The organism is Roseivirga ehrenbergii (genome assembly GCF_001593005.1).
GTDB classification, from domain to species: domain Bacteria; phylum Bacteroidota; class Bacteroidia; order Cytophagales; family Cyclobacteriaceae; genus Roseivirga; species Roseivirga ehrenbergii.
The window spans coordinates 42,627-62,798 of sequence record NZ_LQZQ01000050.1 but is presented as its reverse complement, the minus strand read 5'-3'; the positions used below and the strand labels follow the sequence as shown (position 1 = coordinate 62,798).

Annotated in this window: 21 protein-coding genes; 16 read left to right on the top strand and 5 right to left on the bottom strand. The window is 37.6% G+C overall.

The window, feature by feature from the left end:
• Positions 1-60 precede the first annotated feature (60 nt).
• The 6 genes from MB14_RS16460 to MB14_RS16435 all read left to right on the top strand — a co-directional run bounded on the left by MB14_RS16460 (position 61) and on the right by MB14_RS16435 (position 6,193).
• Positions 61-783, top strand: a complete 723-nt coding sequence (locus MB14_RS16460) for an O-methyltransferase (protein ID WP_062593556.1) — start codon at positions 61-63, stop codon at positions 781-783.
• 111 nt (positions 784-894) lie between these two features.
• Positions 895-2,646, top strand: coding sequence for an HAD-IIIC family phosphatase (locus MB14_RS16455; RefSeq protein ID WP_165899481.1), 1,752 nt, complete (start codon positions 895-897; stop codon positions 2,644-2,646).
• A gap of 5 nt (positions 2,647-2,651) precedes the next feature.
• Positions 2,652-3,365 carry a TylF/MycF/NovP-related O-methyltransferase gene (locus tag MB14_RS16450; RefSeq protein ID WP_084376124.1) on the top strand — a complete coding sequence of 238 codons (714 nt, stop codon included), beginning with the start codon at positions 2,652-2,654 and terminating at the stop codon, positions 3,363-3,365.
• Positions 3,362-4,099, top strand: coding sequence for a polysaccharide deacetylase family protein (locus MB14_RS16445; protein ID WP_062593551.1), 738 nt, complete (start codon positions 3,362-3,364; stop codon positions 4,097-4,099). The genes MB14_RS16450 and MB14_RS16445 overlap by 4 nt, the downstream gene beginning before the upstream one ends.
• A gap of 164 nt (positions 4,100-4,263) precedes the next feature.
• Positions 4,264-4,533 (top strand): T9SS type A sorting domain-containing protein, encoded by a 270-nt coding sequence (locus MB14_RS16440; RefSeq protein ID WP_157716608.1) that lies wholly within the window; start codon positions 4,264-4,266, stop codon positions 4,531-4,533.
• Positions 4,534-4,717: 184 nt separating this feature from the next.
• A complete protein-coding gene (locus tag MB14_RS16435) occupies positions 4,718-6,193 on the top strand; it encodes an oligosaccharide flippase family protein (RefSeq protein WP_062593547.1) in 1,476 nt (491 codons plus the stop codon).
• Here MB14_RS16435 and MB14_RS16430 read toward each other — a convergent pair.
• Positions 6,190-7,503 carry a glycosyltransferase gene (locus MB14_RS16430; RefSeq protein ID WP_062593545.1) on the bottom strand — a complete coding sequence of 438 codons (1,314 nt, stop codon included), beginning with the start codon at positions 7,501-7,503 and terminating at the stop codon, positions 6,190-6,192. The two genes, MB14_RS16435 and MB14_RS16430, sit on opposite strands and share 4 nt — an antisense overlap.
• Positions 7,504-7,638: 135 nt before the next feature.
• Here MB14_RS16430 and MB14_RS16425 point away from each other — a divergent pair, with 135 nt between their 5' ends.
• Positions 7,639-8,085 (top strand): hypothetical protein, encoded by a 447-nt coding sequence (locus MB14_RS16425; protein WP_062593543.1) that lies wholly within the window; start codon positions 7,639-7,641, stop codon positions 8,083-8,085.
• On the opposite strand, the gene miaA is transcribed toward MB14_RS16425, so the two are convergent.
• On the bottom strand, positions 8,059-9,012 hold the full coding sequence (gene miaA, locus MB14_RS16420; RefSeq protein ID WP_062593541.1) for a tRNA (adenosine(37)-N6)-dimethylallyltransferase MiaA: 954 nt from the start codon (positions 9,010-9,012) through the stop codon (positions 8,059-8,061). The two genes, MB14_RS16425 and miaA, sit on opposite strands and share 27 nt — an antisense overlap.
• 5 nt (positions 9,013-9,017) lie before the next feature.
• On the opposite strand from miaA, the gene MB14_RS16415 reads away from it, so the two are divergent.
• From MB14_RS16415 to MB14_RS16395, 4 genes are all read left to right on the top strand, one after another.
• Positions 9,018-9,815 (top strand): Hpt domain-containing response regulator, encoded by a 798-nt coding sequence (locus MB14_RS16415; RefSeq protein ID WP_062593539.1) that lies wholly within the window; start codon positions 9,018-9,020, stop codon positions 9,813-9,815.
• A complete protein-coding gene (locus MB14_RS16410; RefSeq protein ID WP_062593537.1) occupies positions 9,816-10,205 on the top strand; it encodes a response regulator in 390 nt (129 codons plus the stop codon). It begins immediately after the preceding gene.
• A 268-nt stretch (positions 10,206-10,473) separates the two neighbouring features.
• Entirely contained in the window at positions 10,474-11,235 is a 762-nt protein-coding gene (locus MB14_RS16400) for an MBL fold metallo-hydrolase (RefSeq protein WP_062593534.1), read from the top strand.
• Complete coding sequence (locus MB14_RS16395) at positions 11,235-12,800, top strand: NFACT RNA binding domain-containing protein (RefSeq protein WP_062593532.1); 1,566 nt, start codon at positions 11,235-11,237, stop codon at positions 12,798-12,800. Before MB14_RS16400 ends, MB14_RS16395 begins: the two co-directional genes overlap by 1 nt.
• On the opposite strand, the gene pyk is transcribed toward MB14_RS16395, so the two are convergent.
• The gene (pyk, locus tag MB14_RS16390) at positions 12,797-14,233 is read right to left on the bottom strand and encodes a pyruvate kinase (RefSeq protein WP_062593529.1); all 1,437 of its coding nucleotides are present in this window, start codon (positions 14,231-14,233) and stop codon (positions 12,797-12,799) included. The two genes, MB14_RS16395 and pyk, sit on opposite strands and share 4 nt — an antisense overlap.
• 1 nt (position 14,234) lies before the next feature.
• Positions 14,235-14,732: an IPExxxVDY family protein gene (locus MB14_RS16385; protein WP_132644078.1), complete on the bottom strand. Its 498-nt coding sequence runs from the start codon at positions 14,730-14,732 to the stop codon at positions 14,235-14,237.
• A 51-nt stretch (positions 14,733-14,783) separates the two neighbouring features.
• On the opposite strand from MB14_RS16385, the gene MB14_RS16380 reads away from it, so the two are divergent.
• From MB14_RS16380 to MB14_RS16360, 5 genes are read left to right on the top strand one after another with little or no spacing between them, the layout of a single operon-like run.
• The gene (locus MB14_RS16380; RefSeq protein ID WP_053223003.1) at positions 14,784-15,023 is read left to right on the top strand and encodes an acyl carrier protein; all 240 of its coding nucleotides are present in this window, start codon (positions 14,784-14,786) and stop codon (positions 15,021-15,023) included.
• 23 nt (positions 15,024-15,046) lie between these two features.
• Positions 15,047-16,297 (top strand): beta-ketoacyl-ACP synthase II, encoded by a 1,251-nt coding sequence (gene fabF / locus MB14_RS16375; RefSeq protein ID WP_053223002.1) that lies wholly within the window; start codon positions 15,047-15,049, stop codon positions 16,295-16,297.
• Between the two features lie 2 nt (positions 16,298-16,299).
• Positions 16,300-17,031, top strand: coding sequence for a ribonuclease III (rnc, locus tag MB14_RS16370; protein ID WP_246032614.1), 732 nt, complete (start codon positions 16,300-16,302; stop codon positions 17,029-17,031).
• Positions 17,032-18,867 carry an NAD(+) synthase gene (gene nadE / locus MB14_RS16365; protein ID WP_062593522.1) on the top strand — a complete coding sequence of 612 codons (1,836 nt, stop codon included), beginning with the start codon at positions 17,032-17,034 and terminating at the stop codon, positions 18,865-18,867.
• A 5-nt stretch (positions 18,868-18,872) separates the two neighbouring features.
• A complete protein-coding gene (locus MB14_RS16360; protein WP_062593520.1) occupies positions 18,873-19,322 on the top strand; it encodes an acetyltransferase in 450 nt (149 codons plus the stop codon).
• 23 nt (positions 19,323-19,345) lie between these two features.
• On the opposite strand, the gene MB14_RS16355 is transcribed toward MB14_RS16360, so the two are convergent.
• Positions 19,346-20,170, bottom strand: coding sequence for a hypothetical protein (locus MB14_RS16355; RefSeq protein ID WP_132644079.1), 825 nt, complete (start codon positions 20,168-20,170; stop codon positions 19,346-19,348).
• Between the last annotated feature and the right edge of the window lie 2 nt (positions 20,171-20,172).

The following is a 20,172-nucleotide window of genomic DNA, read 5'->3' as shown; positions in this document are numbered from 1 at the left end:
TCTCGCTTAAATCTAAAATGCATTACTTTACAGTTAAGAAAAATCTAGCACTGATTTAAAATGTTGATTACAAAAGAAGAGTTTTTATCTGTCAAACAAGAAATTAACAAATCTAAAGTTCATAAAAAAAACTACTTAGCTGAGACAGGAACTCTTCAATACCTAAAATACAGGCTCATACGCCCTTTTTTAAAAGCGGAGTATAGTAAGTTTCGTAAGAATAATCCTGAACTCCCTTGGGTTAACAAAGATGCAATCAAAGTATTCCATAAACTCCTTAAAAAGAACATGAATGGAATCGAATACGGAAGCGGAATTAGTTCAATCTTCTTTTCTAAACAGCTCAATTCACTCAACACCATTGAGCATAATAAAGAATGGCACAACCATGTAGAACAAATCATAATTGAGCATAATATTAAAAACATCAAACTCAACCTGATCCCTGCAGACGAGCCATTTGAAGACCCAAAACTTAGCAGTTATGAGCAGTTTAAAATGAGTAAAGAAGATTATCCCGTTCCTGATCTCACTTTTAAATTATACTCCGACTTCATCAAAAAGTTTGAGGACGAGTCTCTTGATTTTGTACTCATAGATGGCAGAGCAAGGGTTACCTCTGCTCTTAACTCCATCCCGAAAATAAAAAAAGGAGGAATACTCGTATTAGATAACTCCGAACGAAATAGGTATCAAGATATTCATTCTACTCTAAAGAATTGGCCATCAATATTCACTACTTCAGGACTCTCGGATACCACATTCTGGTTAAAAACTGAATAGGTGAAATTTTGGCACTCAAATTAACTATTTTGCGTTGCGTGTAATGATGGCAAACCTTCAAAATTTTGATCTGACTGGCTGATGTACGAAAGCGAGATATATAGTAAATCTTTGAATCAAGACTTATCATCTGAGGTTCTTGATGATTTTGTTAAAACACTTTCATCAATCGATAAAAGAAGTGTACTCCACTGGACAGAGCACTGTACCGAATGTGCCATGCCGAGCTGTTTCAAAACTTGCCAGTTGTATTCACCAAGAGTCGATGGGAAATGCCAACGTTTTGTGAATGGCATCCAACCAATGGGTCTGGGTAAAAAAACACCTCAGAAAACACTCAAAATTCAGTTTAAACAATGGGGTGTTTTAGCGAGTCAGGGTAACTGTTTACTTTTTGATTTTTCAGAAGCTGAATCCTATGAAAAAAAGGACTTGAAAGTCGCCACGGCAATCGCAAACACACCTATTCAAAGCCTTAAAAAAAAGTTGATTCAAAAAAGATACAGCGTCAAAAAAAACAAAGTCAAACAAAACCTGAATGCTAATAACCTTCTCCCTGATTACTTTCTTATCGAGTGTTACAATCCTTCTGACCAAAGTATAACACTGACACTTACTATCAGAAACGAAGATCCTAAATTCAGTAAAATTCCTTTTCAGTATAAGGTTGAAATTAACTCAGGTTATAACAAAGAGCTAATACCCTTTACTGAGATAGAAAAGAGAATTAGAACGAAACTTGATTTCAGAATTGACTTAACGCCTGAAAACATTGATGAAACCCATCCTCTCTATTTTGGGCTTTTAGAGTTTGTCCAGTTCAAAGATCACAAGCCCACTCAAAAAAAATTAAGTAAAATTAAATGTATAGTTTGGGACCTAGACAATACTTTATGGCATGGAATACTTACGGAATCCGGTGTGTCTGACCTTAGGTTGAGAAGTGGAGTTACAAATGTACTTGCTTCTTTAGAAGAAAAAGGAATCCTTAATTCAATTGCAAGCAAAAACAAACATGAAGATGCCATTCAGGTACTTGAACACTTTGGTTTAAGCGAGTATTTTGTGTTCCCTAAAATTTCATGGCAACCGAAAAGCAACTCCATTAGAGAACTTATTAAAGACCTGAATATCAGCATTGACACCCTCCTTTTTGTAGATGATTCAAAATTTGAAAGGGAGGAAGTGAAAAATATATTCCCCAACATTAAAGTACTTGATGCCGAATATATTGACAGTATTTTGGGTTTAGATGAAGTTCAAACAAACGCTACCGATGAAAGCAAAAACCGAAAGTCTTTTTACTTAAGAGAGGCACAAAGGAAGCAAGAGGCAGAAAATTTCGATGGTGAATATCTGACTTTTCTAAAATCATGTGAAATAAAACTCACCCTACTATCGCTAGAAAAAGAGTTTTTTCAAAGAGTTTTTGAGCTTACTCAGCGTACCAACCAAATGAATTTCTCGGGTAATCTTTATGAAGAAGGGCGTATTGAAAAAATTGCCTCAGATCCAAATTTAGACACCTACGTAATGCAGTGTGCTGATAAGTTTGGTGATTATGGTATAGTAGGTTTTGCTATTATTGACAAAGAAAAAAATCAACTTATCGATCTCATGTTCAGTTGCAGAATTCAGAGTAAAAGAATTGAGCATGCCTTCATCAATTTCTGCTTGAATAAATATTTACCCAAAGACGACTTTAGGGTGAAATACAAAAAAACAGAACGAAACAAATTCTCAGCGCAAGTATTTGATGATTTCGCCTTTGAAACGGAAAAGAAGTTAGAAGATACTCACTTCTTGATCTTTAAGTCAAACAAGAGCATACCATCTAATGACGTAGTCGAGGTAATTAAATAAATCATATGCCTATCCATCCATTTTTAGTCAAGTCCAAGTTATACAAACCGCTTTTAAGGCTTACGACACCATTCAAACACCTTCATCAGTATTTGAATTACTTACAATGGGTTGATAAACATAAAGCTATCAAAGTATTCAATGACTATTATAATCCGCAGGCGTCATATGGTAGAAGGTACCAATTACATGATCACCTAATTAAAAAACTGAACCTCGAAAACACTCCTATTTCCTATTATGAATTCGGAGTAGATGCTGGTGAAATGATGTCCTTTTGGCTAGGTCAAAACAAAAATATTAATTCAGAATTCTATGGTTTTGATTCATTTAAAGGACTCCCCGAAAGCTGGGAAAACAAGGAAGAAGGACATTTTAATAAGAAAGGACAAACACCAGACATAAGTGATACCCGTGTAAAATTCATTAGTGGATGGTTTCAGGATACGGTTTATGATTTTTTCAAAAGCCATAAGTCATCAAATCAAACTACCATTTTCCACTTAGACGCAGACCTCTTTAGCTCAACTCTTTATGTACTTTTCCATATTCATCCAATAATTAAGTCAGGAGACATCCTAATCTTTGATGAGTTCTCAAGCTTTAATGATGAGTACGAAGCCTTACAAATCTTTAAAAGATGTTTCGGAAGGCCATTCGATTATGAGTTACTTGGAGCGATTAATAATTATAGACAGGTTGCGATCCAAATAAAATGAATAAGTACATCGATAAGTTACGAAAAAAACTTGGGGTGATGACTCATAAAAAGAAGTTTACACCCCCCTCTGATAAGCTTTTTGTGAGCTTTACTTTTGATGACGTACATCAATCGGCTCTTGATGAAGCACGAAAGATGCTTAATAAACATAATATCAAAGCAACCTATTATCTATGCTTATCTTTTCTAGAAAGTGAAGAAGTGCAGTTAAAATTTGATTTAGAAGATTTAAAAAAATGTACTGAGGATGGACATGAATTGGCTTGTCATACCTTTAGTCACCTTCACTTTTTGCGTACAGAGAGAAACGACATTTTAAAAGACTTAGACCTAAACAAAGCTCTTCTTAAAAGGATTCTACCAGACATCAATTTCGATAATTTTTCTTATCCATTTGGAGAGCAGACATACACCGCTCGCGGAATCATAAAAGATAGGTTTACTTCTGGGAGGGGCATCGAGCATGGTATAAATCGGGGAATAATTGATCTAAATAACTTAAAGGCGGTTAGGCTTTACGAGAATACGCATTCAATAGCGCAAATTGAAAGCATAATTCAAGAAGCAAAGGACAAAGGAGGATGGCTAATTTTTTACACCCATGATGTTCAAGATGATTTCTCTAAGTACGGGTGTTCGCCCACATACTTTAATAAAGTGGTTAAGTTAGTGGCGAATCAAAACATTGATACCTCCACGGTAAAAACCACATTAAAGGAAATTTTAAAGTAGTTTTCAATCCAGAACACAAGGGCATTCACTAGCGCGTGATCAGCACCTTTTGAACTACTTAATCCCCTACATCAACTATAGAAACAAGATAATTTCCCTAGGTCTCTTGTTTTAGACAAGTGTAAATTGACCACGAATGAGCTCTTTAGACAATAAATCTACGCTTGCCAGACGGAATACTATTCTCCACCAACTACCCTAACCCGTTTTCAACAGAAACAAAAATTGAATACTCATTGCCTTCCAAAACGGGTCAGGCTAAAGTTATTTTATATGACGAAAATGGCATTATTGTTAAAGAATACTCCCTCGATATAAAAGGAAAAAAAGGTATACTTACGATTAGCAAAGACAATATGAAATCAGGCATATATTACTACGCTATGATAGTAAATGACCAAGTAGTTGGTACTAAAAAAATGATAGTGAGGTGATTGAATAGACGGTGCATTTCACTTGATTTTTAAGTAAAATGCACCGCTAACAAAAAAACTAGTTAAATCAGCCTAAACACTACTCTCTAGCCACTGGACAGTAGCAACAATTAAGGTTGTGATGGTTTTTCATTCGACTTATTTGACATAAACACTTACCTTCGTCCTCGAAACAAGCTTTCCCTTGGGCATCGTAATTAAACAAAGCATTCGTTCTTCAATCATCGCCTATCTTGGGGTGTTGATTGGCTATATCAATGTGCTTTGGCTTTTTCCATATTTTCTAGAAGCAGATCAAATTGGCCTCTTCCGCTTAATTCAGAGCAGTGCGTTTTTAATGGCAACTTTTGGGCAGTTTGGCTTGAGCTCTGCTTTGGTCAAATTCTTTCCAAAACTGAAAGATCAAAAAGGCTTTCTCAGCTTTATTATTTTAGGAGGAGTTTTTGGGTTCGTTCTATTTGCCGCATTTACCTTTCTGTTTAAAACCGAAATAACTGCTTACTTCGCTAAAGAGTCAGGGCTGTTTATTGAGTATTTCGGAATTACTCTACTGATTAGCTTTATACTAATTCAATTTCAATTGCTGGAAGCCTACTGCCGTAGCCTACTAAAAATTGTTATCCCTACACTGATTCGAGACATACAACTCAGGCTTTCCATTACAGTCCTTGTTGCTCTTTATGCCTTAGACATCATCACTTTTAATGGACTCATTCAATGGCTATCTGCCGCCTACCTGCTGATGGTGATTACCGTTATTTTTTATCTACGTCAGCTTAAGGCTTTTCAACTCAGCTTCAACTTTAAATTCATCAATACAGCACTACTGAAGCAAATCATGACCTATGCTATTTATATGATGATTGGCGCAGGCGGTACGCAAATCGTGCTACAAATTGATAGCATTATGGTGAGCGGAGCTTTGGGCTTAGATGCCACAGGGATTTACACCATTGCCTTTTTTATTGGGGTAGTGATTGAAATGCCCAAACGTTCTATCGCTCAAATTTCTGCTCCACTTATTTCTCAAGCCTTCGAGAAGAATGATATGCCTGCCGTAGAGAAACTCTATAAGCAAACCTCTATTAATCAAATGATTATCGGAAGCTTGCTGCTTATTGGTATTTGGGCAAACCTTGAAAGCCTCTATTCATTTATTCCCAATGGAGAAATTTACATTCAAGGCATTAACGTGGTGGTGTTTATTGGCTTAGGAAAGCTAAGCGATATGATTTTCGGCACCAATGGAGAAATAATAGTGATGTCAAAGCACTACAAATTCAATGTAGTTGCAGTAGGTATTCTGGCCATTCTCACCATTGCACTTAATTTATTATTGATTCCAAAGTATGGAATTGAAGGAGCAGCCATAGCTTCGTTTTTAGCCATGCTTACTTTTAACCTAAGTAAGTTTTTATTCGTTTGGGTGAAATTTAAAATTCAACCGTTTTCACTGGGAAGCATCAAATTAGTAGCGATTATTGGTTTGGTACTTTGGGTAAATCAATGGATTCCTACACTGGAGCAAACGCTTTTGGATATCCTTATCCGCTCCAGCGTAATTACTGTTCTACTTGTAGGCCTCACTATTGGGCTCAAAGTTTCGAAAGAGGTGAATAGCCTCGTATTTGGTTTTATAAATCGTTTTAAGAAGACTTAGCGAGTACCTAAAGTATTCAGTAGTTCACTTAACTTTTGTGTTAGGCTTCGTCTTCCAAAATCACTTATCTCTTCAGCATTAGAATTTAAGTTCCCATTCTTCCAATCTTGATAGGCTTCTCTCAAAAAGGTTTTTAACTGATCTGCATCTGTCTGCTCAAACACGCTTCCCGATTTTGTCCTGTCCAAAATTTCCGCCAAATCACTTTCCTTATTTCCAATACAAAGTATTCTTCGATCGGCACCTAAATACTCAAAGAATTTCCCTGGTAAATGGCCTTTGGCATTCTCGGAATTATTCTGGAGTAACAACAGCACAGAAGATTGCCTGTACTTCTCTAACACCTCTATATGAGGTAAATAGTTATGTTTCTGAATAAGTGGAACGAGATGAGTATGATCTTGAAATGTAGCCAGCACATCATCGCTGAGAATTCCCACAAACTCAATTTCTAAATCGTTACCGAACTTGCCTGCTCCAACCATTTCATTCAATACCTTCCAAAACCATTCTGGATTTCTGAAAACATTGAGCATGCCTACATGACTAATTCTAAATTTATCTGAGTTAGGAATTGAAACGGAAGTCTTAAAATCTTCTTCATCAAAACCATTAGTAATCACTTTTGCTCTTCTGGCACCTAAGTCTTCAAAATCCTTCTTCCAACTTTCACTTACAGTCAGCACACAGTCGGCCGCGCGTATCACCTGCTGCTCTAAGCTCTTGTGTTTCCGCCAAACCAATGCCGTCATATTGAATTTCTGAAGAATATCCCATTTCGACCAAGGATCACGAAAATCGGCTACCCAAGTGATGGCCGGGTTCTTCATTTTGAGTTTTAGCCCAATCAAATGCATGGAATGCGGTGGCCCAGTGGTAACAATAGTCTGTATGTTGTTACTCTCTAAAATAGAAGCGATATAATCAGCCGAAGGTTTTGCCCAAAACACCTTAGGGTCTGGAATAAAAACATTTCCTCGAAGCCAAATGGCTAAACGTGACATAAAGCCCTTCTTCCCTCCTTCAAGTACCTGACCTTGTTTTAATTCTTTTCTTCCAGAAAGCTTTTTGAAAATTGAATAAGGTTCCCAAATGGGGAATTTCAAGACCTCAATTTGTGAAGAGACATCTTTGGCCAAAGATTCATCTTTCAAATCGAAATCAGGATTTTCAGGCGTAAAAATCACGGGTTCCCAACCGTATTCAGGCAAGTATTTAGAAAACTTAAGCCAACGCTGCACCCCACCACCAGCGCTTGGCGGCCAATAGTAGGTAATGATCAATACTTTTTTATTGACAGAATCAGTCATTGGTCAAATATGATAAGAAAACCGATAATGACATAAAACAATAGGATATTAAGCCGCTATTAAGGGTTAACTTTGCTTTTGTTCTCAAAAAAAATTTACTTCGAACAAATTAGGTCAAATACAAAACAAACAACAATGGGTTACATGCCAATTATAGTCGCATTATTAGGATTCATCCTTCTATTTTCGATTTACATATACAACCAAATAAAACCTAGAAAAGCTAACATTACCAAAACCATTGACAGAATGGAGGAGGTAAGCCGTGAAAGAAAACAGTTAATATTAGGTTACCACAACAGCAACGAGGTTTCACCATTGGCGGAAGTTGCTATGCAGTTGAAAAAGACATCAACTGATAGGTTTCAAAGCTTTAATAAAGAAGAAGCATTGATTGATGAAATTAATTTGGCTGCCCCTCAAATATCGGACAAACCATTATCAACCCAAATTCAGCGATTGAATGAAGAGCAGAAGCAACTGTTACGTAAACTGAGAACCACTTCTGGAGAATATAATAGGTTTATCGCTTCACCAGCAAATAAAATGGTGGCTTCACTTTTCGGATTCAAGACTTTTTGATTCAATTTCTGACATTACATATTTTAACACGCCTTCGCTGTCAGTGGCTTCAAACCATTTGACTTGCTCGTTTTTCTTAAACCAAGTCATTTGGCGTTTGGCATATCTTCTTGAATTCCTTTTGAGCAATCGGATGGCTTCTTCTTTATCGTATTCTCCAGCCAGGTAGCCGAAAATTTCTTTATACCCCACTGTTTGAAGTGCATTAAGATTACGTTCTGTGTAAAATTTTTCAGCCTCTTCAAATAGACCGTTTTCGATCATTTGGTCCATTCGTAAATCAATTCGCTCATAAAGCTTCTCTCGCTCCATTTCTAGCCCTACCATAATTATATGAAACGGTCGGTCTACTTTCTTACCTGTTCTAAAGCTACTAAAGGGTTTTCCCGTTGAGCGAACAACCTCTAAAGCTCGAATTACGCGTTGTGGGTTTTTAAGGTCGGCATGTTTACAATACTCCGGGTCTGACTCCATTAATTCATTAACAAGCGATTGAAGCCCCTTCGCATTGAGCTCTAGAGTAAGTTCATTTCTTAATTCAGAAGATACTTGAGGTAAATCATCTAATCCATAACAAACCGCATCAACAAACAATCCTGAACCACCCACCATAATTGCAGTTTTACTTCTTGAAAAAATACCTTTCAAGATTTTTAAAGCATCATTTTCAAATTTTCCTACATCATAATGATCTCGGATGGAAAGGGAGTTTATGAGATGGTGTTTTGCTGCTGAAAGCTCTGCATTACTCGGCTTGGCCGTTCCAATTTCCAACTCTCTATAAAACTGACGAGAATCGGCAGAAACAATTTCACTTTCAAGGTTTTTAGCTAAGATAATTGATTGCGCTGTTTTCCCTACAGCAGTGGGACCAACCACACAAATCAAAAAGTTAAACTTAATCACACCTCCTATTTGAATCGTCATAATTAATGAATAAACTTGCCAGACTTCGACCTAGACATCCCATTTTGAGCAGAAAAATACTTATCGTAGACGATAACGACATAAATCGTCAATACTTACGCTCCGTTTTATCGGACGAAGATACAGAATTGTTATCAGCTTCTAGCGGCCAAATGGCTCTGAAATTGCTTGAAAATCACATTCCCGATGTTATTCTTATGGATATTCAAATGCCCGAAATGGATGGCTTTGAATGCTTGAACCTTATTAAAGAAAGGCATACCGATTACCCTTCACTCATTTTTGCAGTCACTGGTTTTTCTGATGATTTTGGAAATACTTCATTTAAACAATTAGGCTTTGACGAACTATTTTTGAAGCCTATAAAAGCCACCATTTTTAAGGATCAGATCGGAGAACTACTTCAGAAATGGAGAGAAGAGAAATTTGCTTCAAATCATACTCTGAAGCTATCAGATGCGGAATTGATTGAAATAAAAACAGTTAAAGAGCTCAAAAAATACGCTTCACAAAAGGAGTTATTAGAAATATATAAAGAATTTGAAACAGAAACTACCGAAGCTATAGAGCAGTTAAAATCTCACATTGCGTCAAATGATTTTGATAAAATTTTAAGTATCTTGCATACCATCAAGGGAAATTCGGCATCTTTAGGTCTTACTCCAATTGCCAAGTTTTCCGAAAAGGCAGAAATCGAAATAAAAAATCATAAAACAGCAGATTTAGAAAATTATTTACGGCAATTACTTGCTTTATTCACCACTTTCGTAAGTAATTACGGAAGAATTCTAAACTTAAACTAAATGACTGAAGTGGATTATAAAAACGTACTCGTTGCGGAAGACAGCTCCGTAATTCAAAACCTTTTGAAAAAAATCCTGCTTTTCGAAAACTGTAAAATCACCTCTGCGAAAGATGGACAAAGCGTTTTGGACAAGTATGAAAAAGGTGATTACGATCTAATTATAATGGACTTCAACCTTCCCGTAATGAGTGGGTTAGAGGCAACTAAAAAAATTAGAGCCATTAAAAACAAAAAAGGGAAAGTGCCTATTATTGGCATCTCTGGAAATGCTAAAAACCTTCCTGAAAGCACTTTTTTCGAAGCTGGAATCGATGAGTATATGCAAAAACCATTGGATTACGATAAGCTTATCGAACTGGTAAAAAAATACACCGGATCTGCTGAATGACTATTAGATACACGAAACAATTTTTGAGCAAACTCGAAGATATATTCGCTGAATCTGACTACATACTACGTTATGAAAAAGGCAGTTTCAAGTCAGGTTACTGCCTTTTACATGACACCAAAATAGCAATCGTTAATAAATACTACACTACAGAAGGTAAGATCTCTTGCCTAATCGACATCCTGAAGTCCGTTCAAATAGACAAATCCAAGCTCAACGAAAAGAATCGAAAGCTCTTAATGGAGTTGTCTCAAACTGAAATAGACCTGTGAAAGTTACTTTTTTAGGCACCGGAACCTCTCAAGGAGTCCCTGTAATTGGATGCACCTGTGAAGTTTGTCGTTCATTGGACTTTAGAGACAAAAGACTTAGGACTTCAATCCATGTAGAAGTTGACGGATTAAGTATAATTTTTGACTCTGGCCCTGACTTTAGACAGCAAATCCTTAGGGAGAACATCACCCAATTAGATGCTCTTGTTTTTACCCACGAACACAAAGACCACACGGCTGGCATGGACGACATTAGGTCATTCAACTTTCTTCAAAAAAAGGATATGCCGGTTTACGCACGTGGAAATGTGGTAGAACAGCTGAAAAGGGAGTTTGCATACATCTTCAGTGAGAATAAATACCCAGGTATTCCCATGGTCGAAATTCAAGAAATCGACAACTCTCCTTTCTTTATAGAAAAAACGAAAATCACTCCTATCGAAGTAACCCATTTCAAACTACCCGTTTTTGGGTTTAGAATTAAAGATTTCACCTACATAACTGACGCCAAAACGATCTCTGATAAAGAAAAAGAAAAAATAAGGGGCTCGAAGACACTAGTGATCAATGCACTTCAAATTGATGAACACCTTAGCCATATGACCTTAAATGAGGCCATTAGCTTAGCTAAAGAAATCAATGCTGACCACACTTATTTCACACACTTGAGTCATAGAATGGGTACTCATAAAAAAACAGAGAAACTTCTGCCAGAAAATATCGAAATAGCTTACGATGGGCTAAAAATCGAAATCTAGTGCACCTTAATTATTACGTTTTAAAAAGACTTTCAAAATCTCTGGAGCAAATACTCCTAGGATCGGAGTTGGTTGAATCTTTTAGTCAAGAAAAAGACGAACTGATTCTAAGCTTTTTATTAAAAGACAAGAGTAGCTTTTATATCAAGGCCACGCTGCAAAGTGACTTTACAGCCTTATCTTTTCCTGAAAACTTTGCTCGAAGTAAACGAAACAGTGCCGACATTTTCCCTTTTTTGGTTCGGTGTAAGGTTCAATCGATTCACCAATATGAAAACGAAAGGGCCTTTCACATTGCCTTTAAAAATGGTGCTGTGCTACTTTTCAAAATGCATGGAAATAGATCTAATATCATCTTAATTCCCAAAGGCCAAAATCCTCAGTTATTCAAAAAGAAGTTAATAGCAGACAAGTCGATTACCCTCTCTTCTTTAGAAAGACCGATCGAACGCTCAGAAGCCCTGTACTTAGCTGAACCCAGCTATAGCAAGCTCTACCCCACATTTGGAAAACTAATCAAGGAACACCTGTTGGCAGGCAATTTTCACGAACTCACTGCTACCGAACAGTGGAGTAAGTTATCAGAGTTGGTTTATAAACTAGAAACCAACCCATTTTATATTACTGAAACCAACGGAAGACCATCACTAAGTTTAATTGAATACGGTAAAATAAAAGAGATACTTTCAACCGACCCTGTGCATGCGCTAAATCGTTTTTATCAGGTTTTTCACACCGAATACTTTTTTGAAAAAGAAAAAGGCAGCGCTATACAACTGCTCAATAAAAAAATCAGTCAAGCCAAGAGCTACATTCATAAAACACAACAACAATTAGATAAGCTTGAATCAGCCACAGCACCGAACCAAATTGCGGATATCATTATGGCCAACCTCCATGCAATTCGTTCTGGGGAAACAATGATTAACCTATTCAACTTCTACACAAACGAGAATATTGACATTAAGCTCAACAAGTTACTTTCCCCACAAAAAAACGCTGAAAATTATTACCGTAAGTCGAAGAATAGGAAAATCGAAGTTGAAAAACTCACAGAAAACATTTTAAATAAAGAAGAACAGCTGATCAACTTTCAAAACCAGAGAGAAGCAATTGAGAAAACCGAAACCCTGAAAGCTTTGAGGTTAATCATAAAAAGTAGCGACTTGGCTGGAAATAAGGGCAACCAAGAAGTTCATTTACCTTACAAAACCTTTATGGTTCAGGGCTATCAGGTTTGGGTAGGAAAAAATGCAAAATCTAATGATGAGCTCACTTTGAAACACTCCTTCAAGGAAGACCTTTGGCTACATGCCAAGGATGTCCCTGGATCTCATGTATTGATCAAACATCAGGTGGGTAAGAGTATTCCAACTTCTGTTATTGAACGAGCTGCTGGATTTGCCGCCTACTATTCAAAAAGAAAAACCGATACGTTGGTACCGGTTATTTATACACCTGTTAAACATGTGCGAAAAAAGAAAGGCACGGCTCCAGGGCAAGTATTTGTGGCTCAAGAAAAGGTAATAATGGTTCCTTCTCAAGGGCCACAAACAGAAGCTTAATCAGCAATATTAAGCTTTAGCATATTTGTTCTTCCTCTTTCTCGAATAGGCATACTCGCAGTGGTAATAAATACATCTCCCTTCTCTAAATGTCCGTTTGCCTTAAGAATGTTCTCATGATCTTTAAACGTTTGATCCGTAGACTCTTGGCTATCGTAAAAATAGCCTCTAACTCCCCAAACCAAAGCTAGCTTAGTCAACAAACTCTTTTTAGGAGTGAAAATGAAAATATTGGATTTTGGTCTGTGTGAGGATAATTTAAAAGCTGTATAACCTGACACTGTATTTCCTAAAACCGCAGTGGCTTCAATTCTTTCTGCCAAACGACAAGCTGACAACATAATATTATCATTCATGTAAGTATCGCTTGACTCTAAAGGCTCATAAAAATTACTATAAATACTTTGGGCTGAAGATTCTACAGAGGCAATCGTCTTTGCCATGCTCTTAATAGTTTGTACTGGGTATTTACCTGCAGCAGTTTCCGCAGAAAGCATTAATGCATCAGCACCATCCAACACAGCATTAGCAACATCGTTTGTCTCGGCTCTTGTAGGACGCGGATTATAAATCATGCTCTCCATCATTTGAGTAGCAATGATTACTGGTTTAGCCGCCAAATTACACTTCTCAACAATCATTTTTTGAGCGATTGGCACTTCCTCCATAACGATTTCAACTCCTAAATCTCCGCGAGCCACCATTAATGCATCGGATTCAGCTATGATTTCATCTATATTTTGAAGCGCTTCTGGTTTTTCAATTTTCGCTACAATCCTACAATCCTTACCAGCCGCCTGAATTCTTGATCTCAAATCTCGGATATCATCAGCATGACGAACGAAAGATAAAGCAATCCAGTCTACCTCATTTTCCAGACCAAATGCCAAATCTTCAATGTCTTTTGGAGTAAGGGAAGGGGCAGATACTTTTGTGAATGGAAGGTTAATTCCTTTTTTAGATTTCAGCATTCCACCGTATTTAACAACGCAAGTAACGTCTGCACCATTAATCGATTTAACCGTAAGCTCTAGGTTACCATCATCTATTAAAATCATATCACCAATACTTACATCAGTGGATAGATTTTCGTAAACAGTAGAAACTTTCTTACTATTCCCCACCATCTGTTCGGTGGTAATCACTATTTCTTGGCCAGCAGTAATTAACACTTCACCACCTTCAATTTCACCTACCCTAATTTTAGGCCCTTGTAAATCTTGAAGTATAGAGCAATAGGTACCTAACTCATTATTAAGCTCTCTTATTCTCTCTATTATTTGAGACTTATTTGCATGATCTCCATGCGAAAAATTCAAGCGAAAAACATTTACTCCAGCATAGATCAGTTCCTTGAGCATCTCTTTAGAGTCGCTTGCAGGACCTACGGTGGCCACAATTTTAGCTTTATTGATATTCTTATTATAACCCATGTTAAAATATTAAATTGTCCTTAGACTTTAATGTCGCAGCATCCATTAACACCGCGAATTGAACGAAAGGTATTTCTTTGATTTTTGAAATGAAAGTATTTAGGTCAAAACCAACAGATTCATTTTCTATCATAATAAAAAAGTCGAAATTCTTTAACTCAGGAATAATAAACGCATTGTATTGCTCCTCTCCCTCAATCGCCCTATTCCTGATTAGTCTGAAAACCTGATATTCGGTTGTGTACAAATAGTTTGAAATCGACATAACCCTATTTCCTGTAAAATCCAGTTTAATATTCTCATTTTTAACCAAATTCCACCCTAGGGTTTTGTTTAACACCCAAGCAAGTTTATACTCCTTAACACTGGCATTAATCGCTATCAGCTCAAAATCGATCTCATAAGAAATTTCAAGTTTATTTTTTGCCATAGATGCTAAAAAAACAGGTTTCTGAACACTCAAAGTACCTACGACAAGATTAAAAAATATGTTTGACATTATTGTTAATTTGCATTTCTTTGCAACACGTTTTAACTAAAATTTTCCAAAATGTCGGACATTGCATCAAAAGTAAAGGATATCATCATTGATAAACTAGGAGTAGAAGAATCAGAGGTGACTCCCGAAGCAAGCTTCACTAATGATCTTGGAGCAGATTCACTTGACACTGTTGAGTTAATCATGGAGTTCGAGAAAGAATTCAACATTTCAATTCCAGATGATCAAGCAGAGAACATTGGCACCGTAGGTGATGCCATCTCTTACCTGGAAGCTAACGTTAGCAATTAATAAGTTTTACTTACTACTCTTATATGCAATTAAAGCGAGTTGTAGTAACAGGCCTTGGCGCACTAACACCTTTAGGGAACAATCTTGATACATATTGGGATAACCTAATTAAAGGTGTAAGTGGTGCTGGGCCTATCACCCGTTTCAATCCAGAAAAATTCAAAACTCAGTTTGCCTGCGAAGTAAAGGACTACGATCCTTTAAATTATTTCGACAGGAAGGAGGTTCGTAAGATGGATCTCTTTACTCAGTTCGCAATGGTTGCGGCTACTGAAGCTTTTGAAAATTCAGGCTTGGACTTAGCGTCTATTGACCTATCCAAAGCAGGAGTAATTTGGGGATCAGGAATTGGAGGACTTAAAACCTTTCAGGATGAAGTAATGTCATTCGCTCAAGGTGATGGTACCCCAAGGTTCAATCCTTTCTTTATTCCAAAAATGATTGCAGACATATCTGCGGGTATGATTTCAATCAAATACGGTTTTCGCGGCCCTAACTTTGTAACAGTTTCAGCTTGTGCCTCAGCCACCAACGCCATGATTGACGCTATGACCTATATTAAATTAGGGAAAGCTAAAGTGATGATTACTGGTGGCTCAGAAGCATCTGTAACCGAAGCAGGAATGGGTGGATTTAACTCTATGAAAGCACTTTCTGAGAGAAATGACAGTCCGCAAACAGCATCAAGGCCTTTTGACAAAGACAGAGATGGTTTTGTTTTAGGAGAAGGCGCTGGGGCTTTAATTCTGGAAGAATATGAGCATGCTAAAGCACGTGGAGCGAAAATCTATGCGGAAATAGTAGGTGGTGGAATGTCGGCTGATGCCTATCATATAACAGCACCACATCCTGAAGGTTTAGGAGCTACAAGCGTGATGATTAATGCGCTTGAAGATGCTCAAATGAAGCCTGAGGAAATTGATTACATCAATGTTCATGGAACTTCTACTCCTCTGGGAGATATGAGTGAAGTGATTGCTATTGAAAAAGTATTTGGTGAGCATGCTTATAACCTGAATATCAGTTCTACAAAATCGATGACAGGTCACCTTTTGGGAGCTGCTGGAGCTATTGAGGCGATTGCAGCAATAAAATCAATTGAACATCAAATTGTTCCTCCAACCATCAATCATTTTACTGATGATGACCAGTTTAATCCTAAGTTGAATTTCACATTCAATAAAGCTCAGGAAAGAACAATCAATGCCTGTTTGAGTAATACTTTCGGCTTTGGCGGTCACAATACATCAGTTGTATTTAGAAAACTGGATTGAAAGTGCGGTTGTGGTTAACCCAATTTAAAACCCTTTCAAAAGAAGATAAAAAGCTTATTGCCTCAATTAAAACAATTGTGGGCAGTAAGCCTTTTAATTTAAAGCCATACAAAATTGCTACACAACACACCTCGGTTGCCAAATCGGTAAAAGATGGGGTGAAAGAATCAAACGAAAGGTTAGAATACCTTGGTGATGCAGTTTTAGGCTTGGTAGTAGCCAATTACATTTTCAAAAAATACCCTTACAAGGACGAGGGTTTTCTTACAGAAATAAGATCTAGAATTGTAAGTAGAGACTCCTTAAACCTTCTCGCTCGAAAAATTGGAGTAAATCACATCGTCCAATTTGATTCAAGAAGAAAAACGCCCAATTCACACAAATCTATATACGGCAATACATTAGAGGCACTCATTGGTGCCGTCTATGTAGACCAAGGCTTTAATCGGTCACAAAAATTTATCGTCAACAAACTCCTCATTCCTCATTTCGATATTGAGGAAATTATCAGCACCACAAAAAACTATAAGAGCAAACTCATAGAATGGTCGCAGAAGAACGGGAAAACCACTAGCTTTGAGTTGCTTGAAACCAAAGAAAAAACCCACTTTAAAGAGTTTGTGACCCAAGTTTTAATTGATGACGAACCTATAGCCAAGGGACAGGGTTTAAGCAAAAAGAAAGCAGAGCAAGATGCAGCCCGTGAGGCTTGCATTTCACTTGAAATTGAATAAATGGGAATTTATCGCATTGGTACTGCCACAGTAAACCAAACCCCTCTCGACTGGACGAACAATATTCTTCAACTCAAAAAGGCTTTAAGAGATGCCAGAAATGAAGGGATTGAAATTTTATGTCTTCCTGAGTTATCTGTAACTTCTTATGGCTGCGAAGACCTATTTCTTAGCCAGTGGTTACCCGAAAAAGCCATGTCCTTTCTACCTGAACTTGTGGCGGAAACTGAAGGTCTTTTTACCAGTTTCAATCTCCCTCTTTATTTTGGTGGAAAATTATACAATTGTGCTGTTGTAGTTAATAACCAAGAAATATTAGGCGTGTATGCCAAACAATACATGGCGCTTGATGGGGTACACTACGAACCTCGATGGTTTACTCCTTGGCCAATTGGTGAAGTTTTAGAAATTGAATTAGAAGGAAAAAACCATCCTATTGGAGACCTCACTTTCGATTATAAAGATTGGAAAATTGGTTTCGAAATATGTGAAGATGCATGGAGGGGAGTGCTACGCCCTGCACACAGACTTTGTGAAAAAGAAGTAAACCTAATTCTCAACCCAAGTGCGAGTCACTTTGCAATGGAGAAAACCTTACAGCGAATTGACTTGGTAAAGGAATCTTCAACAGACTTTAAATGCACTTATGTGTACGCCAATCTTTTGGGAAACGAAGCTGGTAGAATGATTTATGACGGGGAAATGATGATTGCCCAAAATGGGGAACTCATCTTAAGGAATGAATTGCTTTCATTTCAACCTTACCAAGTTATTTGGGCCGATGTAAATTCAGAAGGAAACACACCAGTACAAAGTATTAGCCCGATTGACCCAAAGGAAATTGAATTCCCAAAAGCTGCTGGTTTAGCTCTATACGATTATCTCAGAAAAAGCCGTAGCAATGGTTATGCCCTCTCTATAAGCGGTGGTGCCGACTCGGCTACTTGTGCAGTATTGGTAGCCGAAATGGTAAAAAGAGCCATTGAAACTTTAGGGAAATCAGCGTTTCTGAAAAGTATTAACCGACTGGATTTAGAAGGAAAGAGTCAAAAAGAAATCGTTGGTGAAATTTTCGCAACAGCCTACCAAGGCTCGGTTAACTCATCGGACGATACATTAAATGCTGCTCAAGAACTTGCTAATTCCATAGGAGCCACTTTCTATCATTGGACAATCGACAAGGCAGTTGAAAGTTATACTTCAACCATAGAAACGGCCCTAGACAGAAAACTGGATTGGGAAACCGATGACATCACGCTTCAAAATATTCAAGCTCGCTCCAGAAGCCCTATTATATGGATGTTGGCTAATATTAAGAATAGAGTACTACTGACCACTTCGAACCGAAGCGAGGGCAGTGTGGGTTATGCCACTATGGATGGAGACACCAGCGGTAGCCTAGCTCCTATCTCAAGTGTAGACAAAGTCTTTATCAGAAAGTGGCTTGTTTATGCAGAAGAACAATTGGGTTATACTGGTTTAGCCAAGATTAATGCCCTAGCGCCAACAGCTGAGCTAAGACCAAAAGACCAGCATCAAACCGATGAGGATGATTTAATGCCTTACCCTATTTTGTTGGCCATTGAACAATTGGCTATTCGAGATCATCAATCGCCAAAAGAGGTTTTCGAAAATCTGAAAAGGAAAGAACTTGAAGATGAAAATCTTCTCAAAAATCACATCATAAAGTTCTACAAACTTTGGAGTAGAAACCAATGGAAAAGAGAACGCCTTGCCCCTGCGTTTCACTTAGATGAATTCAACGTTGACCCGCGCACTTGGTGCCGATTCCCGATTTTATCGGCTGGTTTTATCGAAGAGTTGAAAGAATTGTAAGGGAAATGAAGTTTAAAATTGACTTTGTAGAGAAACACGAATTCCCTGCGATTGTTGATGTTTGGGAAGCTTCTGTTAGAGCTACTCACCATTTTCTGAAAGTAGAAGATATTCTCTATTTCAAACCTTTGATTCTGAACGAGTATTTAAAAGCTGTTGATTTGCGCTGTGTTCGTGATAGCGATAAAAACATCATTGGTTTTCTGGGAGTAGCTGAACAAAACATTGAAATGCTTTTTATCCACCCAGATGCTCGCGGCAAAGGAATTGGAAAATCATTAACTGAATATGCAATTAAGGTACTCTGTTGCATCAAAGTAGATGTAAATGAAGACAACGAGCAAGCTGTTGGATTCTACCAAAATATGGGCTTCAAGGTCATTGGCCGCTCTGAACTTGATGGTACAGGTAAGCCCTACCCGCTATTGCATATGGCACTAAAAATTGACAAATGAAGGTTCAAAACTAGCCATTAGCCTTACTCGTTACCGCCCTCTTCCTCTTTTATTGCCTCCTCATTGTTCTTCTTGTCCTTCTTTTTCTCTTTAGGAGGTTTGGCTGCTTTGTCCCTCTTCTTAAACATACCGAAAACACCTTTCTTTTCGTTCGTGAGTGTATCCGCAGCAGCATCTTGTAAAGCCTTTTTATAAGCCACAGAATCTATTGGATCTGGTGGAGGTGGGGGCTGAGGGAACAAATGGCCGAACTTCTTATTATAATTAAGCTGATCAACATTGTAGCCATTATAGCCTTCAGGAGTGGTTAAAATAGTTTCTGTAACCACCTTCTTTTTAGCCGCAGAATCTAAGGTCATCGTATCGTTTAGGGCTTGCACCTCCGTTTCCAGAGAATCTAGGATACCAATATGAATAAGCTCTGGCACTACAATATCTAGCTTATAAAATGGTCGCTTCTTTAAAATTCGATCAATGAGATACGGATTCTCTAAAACTGGCCTTTCGGGGCTCGACCAAATCTTAGCGATAAAAGAAGTACGTTTTCTATTATTATATTCGAAACCTTCTTTCTCAGCGGAATACGTCCTTCCTTTTTGTACCCTAAACCCTTTACCCTCTGCTGCAGCGTAAAAAGATTCATCCAATTCATCAGCCCTATCTTTTACAAAGCCATATGGCATTTTTGGAATGGTATCGCCTTCAAAAACAGTAAACGGAGAAAAAAACTGCTGACGGTAATCATTGTCTAGAATTAGAGAAGTTTGATACGCAGGACAAATTAACCTCTCTGTACATGAAAAGAGGACACTGCAAAGGCAGAGCAATATGATAGGTTTACAATTCATTA

Coding starts and splice junctions, on each gene's coding strand:
- MB14_RS16460 (WP_062593556.1), top strand. CDS start 61: ATGTTGATTACAAAAGAAGAGTTTTTATCTGTCAAACAAGAAATTAAC.
- MB14_RS16450 (WP_084376124.1), top strand. CDS start 2,652: ATGCCTATCCATCCATTTTTAGTCAAGTCCAAGTTATACAAACCGCTT.
- MB14_RS16445 (WP_062593551.1), top strand. CDS start 3,362: ATGAATAAGTACATCGATAAGTTACGAAAAAAACTTGGGGTGATGACT.
- MB14_RS16430 (WP_062593545.1), bottom strand. CDS start 7,503: ATGACTGATTCTGTCAATAAAAAAGTATTGATCATTACCTACTATTGG.
- MB14_RS16425 (WP_062593543.1), top strand. CDS start 7,639: ATGGGTTACATGCCAATTATAGTCGCATTATTAGGATTCATCCTTCTA.
- miaA (WP_062593541.1), bottom strand. CDS start 9,012: ATGACGATTCAAATAGGAGGTGTGATTAAGTTTAACTTTTTGATTTGT.
- MB14_RS16415 (WP_062593539.1), top strand. CDS start 9,018: ATGAATAAACTTGCCAGACTTCGACCTAGACATCCCATTTTGAGCAGA.
- MB14_RS16410 (WP_062593537.1), top strand. CDS start 9,816: ATGACTGAAGTGGATTATAAAAACGTACTCGTTGCGGAAGACAGCTCC.
- pyk (WP_062593529.1), bottom strand. CDS start 14,233: ATGGGTTATAATAAGAATATCAATAAAGCTAAAATTGTGGCCACCGTA.
- MB14_RS16385 (WP_132644078.1), bottom strand. CDS start 14,732: ATGTCAAACATATTTTTTAATCTTGTCGTAGGTACTTTGAGTGTTCAG.
- MB14_RS16380 (WP_053223003.1), top strand. CDS start 14,784: ATGTCGGACATTGCATCAAAAGTAAAGGATATCATCATTGATAAACTA.
- fabF (WP_053223002.1), top strand. CDS start 15,047: ATGCAATTAAAGCGAGTTGTAGTAACAGGCCTTGGCGCACTAACACCT.
- nadE (WP_062593522.1), top strand. CDS start 17,032: ATGGGAATTTATCGCATTGGTACTGCCACAGTAAACCAAACCCCTCTC.
- MB14_RS16360 (WP_062593520.1), top strand. CDS start 18,873: ATGAAGTTTAAAATTGACTTTGTAGAGAAACACGAATTCCCTGCGATT.
- MB14_RS16355 (WP_132644079.1), bottom strand. CDS start 20,170: ATGAATTGTAAACCTATCATATTGCTCTGCCTTTGCAGTGTCCTCTTT.